The 9,938-nt window shown below is 60.0% G+C and carries 8 protein-coding genes and 1 pseudogene; all 9 read right to left on the minus strand.

The features are described from left to right. Positions 1–296: 296 nt before the first annotated feature. Positions 297–425, minus strand: a pseudogene (locus tag Q0D31_RS23610) (TrbI/VirB10 family protein); the annotation flags it as partial. 225 nt (positions 426–650) lie between these two features. Further along, on the minus strand, positions 651–1,772 hold the full coding sequence (locus tag Q0D31_RS23615; protein ID WP_291856645.1) for a tetratricopeptide repeat protein: 1,122 nt from the start codon (positions 1,770–1,772) through the stop codon (positions 651–653). Positions 1,773–2,074: 302 nt separating this feature from the next. Then, positions 2,075–2,740 carry a DUF3859 domain-containing protein gene (locus Q0D31_RS23620; RefSeq protein WP_291856647.1) on the minus strand — a complete coding sequence of 222 codons (666 nt, stop codon included), beginning with the start codon at positions 2,738–2,740 and terminating at the stop codon, positions 2,075–2,077. Between the two features lie 135 nt (positions 2,741–2,875). Continuing rightward, a complete protein-coding gene (locus tag Q0D31_RS23625; RefSeq protein ID WP_291856648.1) occupies positions 2,876–3,775 on the minus strand; it encodes a cation diffusion facilitator family transporter in 900 nt (299 codons plus the stop codon). Positions 3,776–3,778: 3 nt separating this feature from the next. After that, a complete protein-coding gene (locus Q0D31_RS23630) occupies positions 3,779–4,210 on the minus strand; it encodes a hypothetical protein (RefSeq protein WP_291856650.1) in 432 nt (143 codons plus the stop codon). Positions 4,211–4,344: 134 nt separating this feature from the next. Then, positions 4,345–6,591: a heavy metal translocating P-type ATPase gene (locus tag Q0D31_RS23635; protein ID WP_291856652.1), complete on the minus strand. Its 2,247-nt coding sequence runs from the start codon at positions 6,589–6,591 to the stop codon at positions 4,345–4,347. A gap of 255 nt (positions 6,592–6,846) precedes the next feature. Further along, a complete protein-coding gene (locus Q0D31_RS23640; RefSeq protein WP_291856653.1) occupies positions 6,847–7,986 on the minus strand; it encodes an OpgC domain-containing protein in 1,140 nt (379 codons plus the stop codon). 73 nt (positions 7,987–8,059) lie between these two features. Further along, positions 8,060–8,434: a hypothetical protein gene (locus tag Q0D31_RS23645; RefSeq protein WP_291856654.1), complete on the minus strand. Its 375-nt coding sequence runs from the start codon at positions 8,432–8,434 to the stop codon at positions 8,060–8,062. Then, on the minus strand, positions 8,431–9,938 hold a 1,508-nt coding region (locus tag Q0D31_RS23650), incomplete at its 5' end, for a CusA/CzcA family heavy metal efflux RND transporter (protein ID WP_291856655.1). The genes Q0D31_RS23645 and Q0D31_RS23650, both read right to left, overlap by 4 nt.

Consider the following 9,938-nt stretch of genomic DNA (forward strand, 5'->3'; position numbering starts at 1 on the left):
AGTCCAGAGCTTCGGAGAGAAATGGGCCTTTCGGAGAACAACAAGCCGACACTGCCGATCAGGGGTTCATAGCACAAAGGCGAAATCGCTGCTGCTATTGGGCTTATTTGCCAACAAGTTCACTCGGAGAACGCAAAGCTTGGGCCAAGCTGGCGGAGGGAGAGCAACTGGGATCGAACCTTCTCCACGTAGCCCACCGTAGTCGGCGTACCCAGGCGGATCAGGGGTGCTTTTGACCGAGCGGTCGGAAGCACCGGCGGCGCGTCTTGGGACCTTATCTGGGCCTCCCCTTGGGCGGCGCCAGGCTGACGCTCCAGCACGATCGAGCAACCATTCGGCATGATCAGGCGGGTCCAGACTAGCAGCATCTGAGACTGACCGAAGGCGACCTGGCTATCGTAAATGCCGATCAGTCGTGCCCCCTCAGATCCCGGGCGATCTCCTTGATCGTCCTGCCCTTGATAACGTGCTCGCGCCGAATCCGCGCAATCGTCTCTACGACCAGCATCCCCCACCACCTGCTTCCCTCGAAAGCAGGCAGCGCAAGAGACCAACCTGTAGGGGTACCCGGCCTACAACCGGGACCGCAGACCAATTTCGGTTTGCGCGCCCGCCTGCGCGCACAATTCTAGCAAAGGCAAACGGCACGGCTATTTCGTCTGTATCATTTGGCTCAACTCCGCGCTTGCGGCGCTGAACACGACATCTGCGAGACGACACTTCGCCATTACATTTTGTAAGATCAGACGGCCGTCCGGCGTTTTGCCGTTATGCGTAAGGAACTCCCCGATGTAGAAATCGGCTTCGCAAAGGCGCATGGCGGACTGGGGCGCGTTACCTTCTTCGGCAAGCTGCCGTACTCGTCCGGTGTCCACGTTTCCAAGATAGAGATCGAGGACCGCGCTCGGCCACTGGTCGCGCCTCACCCTGGCTGTGTTTGCCTCGAGTTCCTGGCGGTCCGCATATCCTTGATGGACCCGCGCTATGTGCAGCCAGATCGCGGGGTACGGGTTCGATGGTCTTAGTCGAACGGCGGTCTGAAGGTCCTCGACCGCTGCTGAAATCTCGTCCGAGTATATGCGCGCCCGTCCTCGCCCCAGATAGATGCCAGCGCTGCCGGGATCAATCTCTAGGGCGCGATCGAAATCGCTTATCGCCTCTTTGTATCGGCGAAGCGCTAAATAGGCGTTTGCCCTGTTAGTCCAAAAGCTCGGGTCGCTGTCGCGCAGCCGAATAGCCTCGCCGAAATCCGCGATCGCCCTTTCCGCGTTCCCTTGCAGGAGGTAAACGCCGCCGCGATTGCTGTAGGCTTCGGCAAATTCCTGCTGCAAGTCAATCGCGCGATCGTAATCGGCCATTGCCGCCTGATAGTCCTGCCTCGCGATAAAGGCATGGGCGCGATTGTAGAAAGCCTGCGCATACGCCGGATCGAGCCGAATTGCGGCTCCGTAATTCTCGATGGCCCGGTCCAATTCGCCCTTATATTCGTATACCGAACCGAGATTGTTGTAGATGAGAGCACTGTCGGGGTTAAGTCGAAGCGCCTGCATCAAGTCGTCACGCGCCCGATCAAATTCGCGGCGATTAGTCCAAATCAGCGCTCTATAAACGTAGGAATTCGAGAATTGCGGAATGAGCGCAATCGCCGCGTCAAGGTCACCAAGCGCGCGGTCACGCAAACCGAGCGCCTCGTAAGATACGCCGCGGCTGTAGAGCAGCAATCCTCGTTGGTCCGGCCCGAACTCTCCACGCCGGAGGGCCTCGTCGAACAACAGAATGGCATACGGATATTGCCGCCGTTCCTTTGCGGCAAGCCCTTCACGGACAAGCTCCTGAGCCGTCTGCGCTGTCGAAGGCGCTGCGAAAGCGCACAGGACTGAGACGCACAAGGCCACGTAGGCTACGGCGCGCCAACGCCCGCGCGCCCGCGCTGCTCCGCTGCGTATAAAGGGCAACATTGCGCAAGACGCCTCTCCTGCGATCTTTCTTCGCGTCGTCATTGCTTGTAACATCCGCTGACTCCGTCCAGTTGATCGAACCGCGCGGCGAGCACCCGGTTGCGCGCAGCCCGCATTCATCTCACGTGAAGGAAAACATGCCCGGCTCCCTGCACCAATTGCCGTCGCCCGCGTATGCTGGACTCGCCGCCTAACCCGCAGTTTGTACTTTGCAACGGATCGGCTTGGTGATGAGCAGACTCGGCATTCAACACGCAAAACTTCTGGCTTCCGATCTTTCGACCGCCTTGCCAAAATTCGAAAACCCACTCTCCAGCTACGATCTCCCACGGGTGATCAAACATGAATTCTCGGTAGGCAGGGGCACCGATCGCACTTCGGATGGTGTATTCACTCTTGTAGTGCCGAACCCCGGCGGCCGGATCGAGCAAACCAGCTTCTGGAAAGCGAGTTACAAGTTGAACGTCCACAGGTGCTCCGGCGGGAGCGCCGATGACGATGTAGCGCAGTCCAAATCGCAATGATTTCCGTGCAGGAATGGTGGCCGTACTTTGCACAAGAGCGGGATCTCGCACACTTGCAACCGAGCCAAAGCTGCTCTCAGCGATGGACAAGCTTCGGCTGCTGGCTTGAAAGATTCCGCGCTCCAATACGGAAACTTGATCCACCCGATAATCATCGGGCAGCACGGCGGATACCGACAGGATTGCAAACAAGAACGCTCCGGCAGCCCAAACAGCACGAGAGACAGCCATTGCCAACTCAGCGGAATGCCGTTCCATCTTCCAAACCCTTCGACAACGCTGGAGCCGTATCGATCGCTTGAGGGCTTCTTGCCATGTCCACCTAGACGACGGAAGTGCGGGCGCCGGCATGACCATGTTCAGCATTGGCGGCACCCCGCTCCGATACCGCCGCTAAACATGGAGAACGGCCTCCGCCGCCCGCGAGGATTCATCTTCGATCTGGATCGTGACATGGTCGATGCCGAATTCGGCCTTCATTATGCGCCGAGCTTCCAGCAGCGCATCGCGCCCACGCGAAATGTCGGCTACGACGATATGGCCGCTCATGGCGTCGAAACCGGAGGTCACGGTCCAGACATGGAGATCGTGGACGGCAGTAACGCCGGCGATTTCCATGAGCTTCCGCTCCAGTATCCCCAAGTCAACGTTTGCGGGCGTGCCCTCCATGAGGATGTGCGTGACCTTCTTCAGCAGCGACCACGTCCTCGGGACGATGAAAAGCCCGATGCCGGCCCCGATGATCGGGTCGGCCAGCGCCCAGCCCTTCCACATTATCAGCAGGGCCGCCACGATGACGCCGATCGAGCCCAGCATGTCGCTCAGAACCTCGAAATAGGCACCCTTGATGTTAAGGCTCTCCGAAGACCCTCTGGCGAGCAGCCTCATGCTGACGAGGTTCACGAATAGTCCGATCGAGGCGACGATCAGCATCGGTCCGCTCAGGACTTCAGGCGGCGCGAGAAACCGCTGATAGGCTTCGTAGAGGATGTACACCGTCACCAGCAGCAGGACGACCGCGTTCGTGAGTGCGGACAGCACCTCCATGCGCAGATAGCCGTACGTCCGCTGCGGGGTCGCCTCGCGGGCCGCGAACCGGATCGCGAGCAACGCGAGCGCCAAGCCGCCGACGTCGGTCATCATATGCGCGGCGTCGGCCAGCAGCGCCAGGCTGCCCGTGACCACACCGCCAGCGATCTCGGCGAACATGTACGTCCCGGTCAGGCCTAGCGCCCATTTGAGCTTTCCCGCGTGCTGCGCGGCCGCCGTTCCCGTCGAACCTCCTCCATGCATCGCTCAAGCCCCCGAATGTGAATGGCGAACCGGCGCAGCTCCCCGTTCGAGAGACCTCCGCAGGTTTGCTTCGAGATCGCTAGCAGATAGAAAATGGCGTTGTCGACCGACCCGGCCCCTCGGCGAACGGCTGCTCGCGCAGGCGAACGAGGTCGCCGCATCATTGTCTAGTGACGTGATGAAAAAGTCGGAATATGCACGTATCGAACAAACCTTAGCATTCATCACGTGTCTGACGATGTACTTGAAAAGCAGACGTCGAACGCCGCGAAAATTAGGCCCTGGCTTGGTGTAGAAGCCCTCGGGGTCATCATAGATGCCGAAGTCGTTATTCACGCCTTTGATCTGGATGAACGTGTCGGTACCCTTCCACGCAACGGCCGGATTCCTGATGTCATCGATCCCGACGTCGAATCCGATAAACTCGATCTCCATCAGCTCCTCCGTCTTACTTCTTAATGCGAGTGCGTCACTCGACCGATCGTGTTGATCGATATGAGTTTCGTGAATAGCTCACTCTACATTTTTGACTCAGTGTCCGCGCATCAAGGTTCTTACCGCCCGTTCCCTCACATGGCCCTGTCGACCTCCCCGCGCGCTGCGACGGTCCACGGAGTCATCCCGAGGAGGCGCAGCGCATTGGCGACGACAAGGAGCGAAGCCCCCACGTCGGCGGCGATCGCCGCCCATAGGCTCGCTACGCCGGCGAAGGTCAAGACCACGAATATGGCCTTTACTCCGAGGGAGAACGCGATGTTTTGGCGGATGATACGGAGGGTTCGCCTGGAATGACGGACAAGCCAGGGTAGCTTCGAGATGTCGTCGGTCATGAGTGCGATATCCGCGGTTTCGATCGTCGCATCCGAGCCGATCGCGCCCATGGCGATGCCCAAGCTCGACCGCGCCAACGCCGGCGCATCGTTTACCCCATCGCCGACCATCGCCACCGTACCGTAGCGCGCGACGAGTTCTTCGACCTTGTCGACTTTGTCCTCCGGCAAGAGTTCCGCATACACTTCATCTATACCGACCTCGCGAGCGATGGCTTCAGCCGTGACACGGTTGTCACCCGTCAGCATCACCACGTGCTCGATGCCGGCGGCGTGCAGCTGCTCGATTACGTTACGGGCCTCCGGGCGAATGGTATCTGCAACTGCGATAACGCCACAGACATGCCGCGCATTGCCAACGACCAACACGGTCTTGCCATCGGCCTCCAGTGTCTCCGCCTGCCGCGCGACCTCAGGCGTGTCCTGGCTCCTTTCGATGACATAACGATGCGAGCCGAGCCAGAATGGCTTTCCATCGAAGTTACCGGTCAACCCCTTGCCCTTCAGCACCTGAACGTCCTGTGCTGGAGCGGGGACGATGCCCTTGGTTTCGGCGTACCTGAGCACGGCGCGCGGGAGGGGATGGGTGGAGCGGGTCTCAAGCGCGGCGGCGCGGGCGAGCAACTCGGCCTCCGTATGATCGCCAAACGGCACCACGCGCACAACCTCCGGCTCGCCGCGCGTGATGGTTCCCGTCTTGTCCAAGGCGATTGCCTTCAGACGCGCGGGAAGCTCGATGTAGGCTCCGCCCTTGACGAGTACGCCGGCTCGTGCCGACGCTGCAAGCGATGCGACAATCGATACCGGCGTCGAGATGACGAGGGCACAGGGACAGGCGATCACGAGCAACACGAGGGCGCGATAGAACCAGGCATGCCACTCGCCGTCGATCAGGACCGGCGGCAAGACGAAGACGAGAAGAGCCAGCATCATGACGGCGGGGGTATAGACGCGGGCGAAGCGTTCCACCCACTGCTCGGAGGGGGCGCGCCGCGCATGGGCCTCTTCGACCATATGAATGATGCGGGCGAGCGTGGTATCCTCAACCGCCTTCGTTGCCTCCACCGTGAGAGCGCCGTCACCATTTATCGTGCCGGCGTAGACCTCCGCGTCGGGACCCTTCTCGACCGGCACGCTCTCGCCCGTGATCGGCGCCTGGTTCACCGCGCTGGTGCCGGCGACGACACGTCCGTCAAGCGGAACGCGTTGACCCGCTTGCACGATGAAGTTGTCGCCAGGCCTGGCTTCGGCCGCCGCGATCTCTGCTTCCGATCCATCCGCGCGAACAATCCGTACGACGGGTGGCGCCAGATCGAGCAAGGCTGCAATAGCGCGCCTGGCTCGCCCCACGCTCCAGCTTTCCAGCATGAGCGACAGTGCAAAAAGGAAGCTGACCGTGGCCGCCTCGAACCATTCACCGATGGCAATTGCGCCGATGACGGCCACCGTCATCAGAAGGTTCATATCGGGGCGCAGCGACTTTGCGGAGTACCAGGCCTTGACGATCACGAATCGTCCGCTGAAGACAATCGCGGCCAGGTAAGCTGCTATTTCCGGCAAAGGTATTGCCTGGCCAGCGTGCGTTCCAAGCAGCCGCAGCGCATCCGCCAATCCGCCGGCAAACCAGGCGTGGATCATCAGGCCGACGACGACGCATAACCCGCTGAGCGTTGTGAACCAGACCCTGGTGCCGATAGTGGACTGCAGCGCGCCGCGCGCGTCGGTATCCTGTGGTTGCCATTCCACGGCGGTCATGCCGGTTCGTTCCACGACCGCCCGGATGTCATCTACCGATACCGGGATTGCGGAATCGAGGATGGTCATCCGCCCGTTGAGCACGTCGAAAGCAAGGTTGCCCTCTCCGCCGACAAGGGGCCCCACCTCGCGGCGCAGCACCGCCACTTCCTCGGCGCAGTCCAATCCCTGGACCCTGAAGGAGTACCGCCGAGCTGATCCGAGCTTGGCAAACTTGGCTTCCGCATTCATGCTACCAGTCCTTCGATACTCACCCTGAGGTCGCGCCGCCCTTGGCGCCTTCTTGAAATTACGTGGCCGATTCTCCGTCTGCCATGCCGACGGCGAAGGATACGTTCACCTCCGCTACGACAACCATCCGCGGGAGTGCATTCTCGTTCTTCATCCCGCAGGCCGCGCAATCCATTCCCTGAACCCGAATGGACGTGGTCGTCGAAGTCTCCTGCGCCATCAATGGCTCTTGTGTCGCTCCGTGCAGGTTCGGCGTCATCTGGCGCTCAATCTTTCATTCGGAGGCAACAATCGAAGATCTTTCGTCCAAGTGCGGTAGTAGGCGATGGCGGTCATCACGCCGATGCCGGCAAAGCTGACAAGGATTTGAAACGCAATCGCGTCGGAGACCAACTCGATAAGAAAGTGGGCAACGAATGACAGAAAGACGCCGACGCAGAACACTTCCAAGGAGCGTTTTCCGCAAACAATCATGGGGCGCAGCAACGGGGATCGAAGTCCAGTCCAATGCTCTGGTAGAAATCGCACCACGATGAGCGCAATCGCCAAAAAATGGAGGATTCTGTAGGGCGCGAGATCGGTCTTATCGTTACTGAAGTCGGACCACGACGGCGGCAAGACGCTTCCAAGCTGCGGAAACCGCGCTGTCATGACGACGGCGAGCGAGAATGCCAGATACGCAAACGCCGCCGCAATAAATACTCTTGATCGCAACATCGGCAGGATTGGTAGCGCTCCGCCGCTTGCCACCCACGCGCCGGTCATGAACAAGAATTGCCAGGCGAACGGATTAAAGTACCAGCTGCCCGTAGGATATGCAGACAAATTCCATCCAAATGTCCGCGCCGCCATGTACAATGCAAACGAAGCGGTGAGAGCAATGTTCGGATAGCAGATTATGGCCGAGAGCGCAGGTGGGAATACTGCCATTAACACGATGTAGAGCGGCAGCACGTCCAGATTGAGAGGCTTGAATTCAAGCAACAGCCCGTGCTTCAGCGTCTCGATTGGATCGTCGATCAGGTATCGGACATTGAACTCGTCGAGAAGATGCGAATGGCCATGGGTTTGCGCGACGTAGCCGATCGCTGCCAAATATGCGACGAACAGCAGGGTGTAAGCGACATAGATCTGCCAGGCCCTTCCAAGCAGCAAGCTCGCGCCGACCAGAAAGCCTCGCGCACGCATGTAGCGGGAATACACGAAAGCCGCCGTGTAACCGGAAATGAAGACAAACAGATCTGCGGCATCGCTAAAACCATAGTTCTTGGTCGTCAGCCAAGCCACGGCGTTGTTCGGAATATGGTCGATAAAGATCGCCCAGTTCGCCGCGCCTCGAAAAAGATCGAGGCGCAGATCGCGCTGATTTGAACTGTTGTTTGGTCGATCAATCACAGGTTGGTCATACCGATGCTGCCTTCACCGCGGAGCATGAGCACCGCAGCATTTTCGGTGGCCAAGCTCGCCACTACTTCTTGTATTTTGCTTGCCCCGACTTACCCTCTTTTGTCTTGAGCATGAGCGTAATCGCCGCATTGGCGGCGATCGGCTTCTTGGCTTCGCCCTTCAGGGCGGCATCTCCCGACGGGGCAAGCGCAATGGTCTCGCGCTCCGAGCCGCTTACGACGAGGACAGAACCCGTAAAGCCGCTGGTGGGGACCGGCTTGTTGCCTTCGTCGATGATATTGAACGTGATGACATTTCCGGCAGTCATTAGTTCGGCATGCACACCCGCTACGTCCTCCATCGCACCGCCGTTGGGACCCTTGGAACCGTGAGAATGCTGTGCGAACGCAGACACCGACCAGATGAGGGACAGGAGAATGATGGATACGAACTTCATGTCGCGACTCCGTTGGTTGAAGGTTGAGGAGCTTGGTCTCCCTCGGCGCTTTCGCGCCGAAACAGGACGTAGAGGGCCGGAAGGACGAGAAGCGTCAGGAGCGTCGACGAGATGATGCCGCCGATCACGACCGTCGCCAGCGGCCGTTGGACCTCCGCGCCGGCACCCGTTGCAATCGCCATCGGCACGAAGCCCAGCGACGCGACCAGCGCCGTCATCAGCACGGGCCGCAACCGGGTCAGCGCGCCCTCGCGGACGGCGTCGATGATCGAGTGACCTTCGGAGCGCAGCCGCTCGATGAACGAGATGATGACGAGTCCGTTCAGAACCGCGACGCCCGACAGCGCGATGAACCCGACGCCGGCGCTGATCGAGAGCGGGATGCCCCGCAACAGAAGCGCAAGAATGCCACCCGTGAGCGCGAGCGGAACGCCGCTGAACACCAGCAGCGCATCGGCGCCAGAGCCCAGGCTGATAAACAGGAGAACGAAAATCAGAAGCAACGCTATCGGAACCACGATCGTCAACCGTTGCGTCGCCGAAACCAGTTGCTCAAATTGCCCACCCCAGCCGATCCAGTAGCCTTCAGGAAGCTTCACCTTCTCCGCAACTTGCCGCTGCGCATCGCCGACAAACGATCCCAGATCACGCCCTCTCACATTCGCGGTCACCACGATCCGTCGCTTGCCGTCCTCACGGCTGATCTGGTTGGGCCCTGGTGCGACATCGATCTGCGCAAGCTCGGACAGCGGAACGTAACGAATCTGCGCGAGCGGGGAATTGCCCCACAAGGCGGCCGGCACAGCTTTTGTCTGGTTCTCCAGCGGTGGCAGCGGCACGGACAGCGCCTTGATGGCTTCGATATCCGATCGCAGACCCTCGGGTAACCGAACCACGAGATTGAAACGACGGTCGCCTTCAAAGACGAGTCCGGCATTCTTACCGCCGACCGCGACCTCGACCAGATTCTGAACGTCGCCCACGCTGATCCCGTAACGCGACAGGGCCTGGCGGTTGAGCTTGACGGTCAGCACCGGTAGGCCGGACACTTGCTCGGTCTTTACGTCTGCGGCACCCTGGACTTTTTGCAGAATGCCCTGCACTTGGCCCGCGACTTGCGCCAAGGTGTCCAGATTGTCGCCGAATATCTTCACACCGACGTCGCTGCGCACCCCGGAGATCAGTTCGTTGAAGCGCATCTGGATCGGTTGCGTGAACTCATAGGCGTTGCCGGGAAGCTCCTCGACCCGCTTCTCGATTGCGGCCAACAAGTCGGCTTTCGACCGGGACGGATCGGGCCACTGCGGACGCGGCTTCAGCATGATGAAGGTATCGGCAACATTCGGCGGCATCGGATCGGTCGCGACCTCCGCCGTGCCGATTTTCGAAAAGACATCCTTCACTTCCGGAAACTCGATAACGGCCTGTTCAAGCCTCCTTTGCATATCGACGGCCTGGGTGAGGCTCGTTCCCGGAATCCGCATCGCGTGCATCGCGATGTCGC

This window comes from Bradyrhizobium sp. (assembly GCF_022844465.1).
Taxonomy (GTDB): Bacteria; Pseudomonadota; Alphaproteobacteria; order Rhizobiales; family Xanthobacteraceae; genus Bradyrhizobium.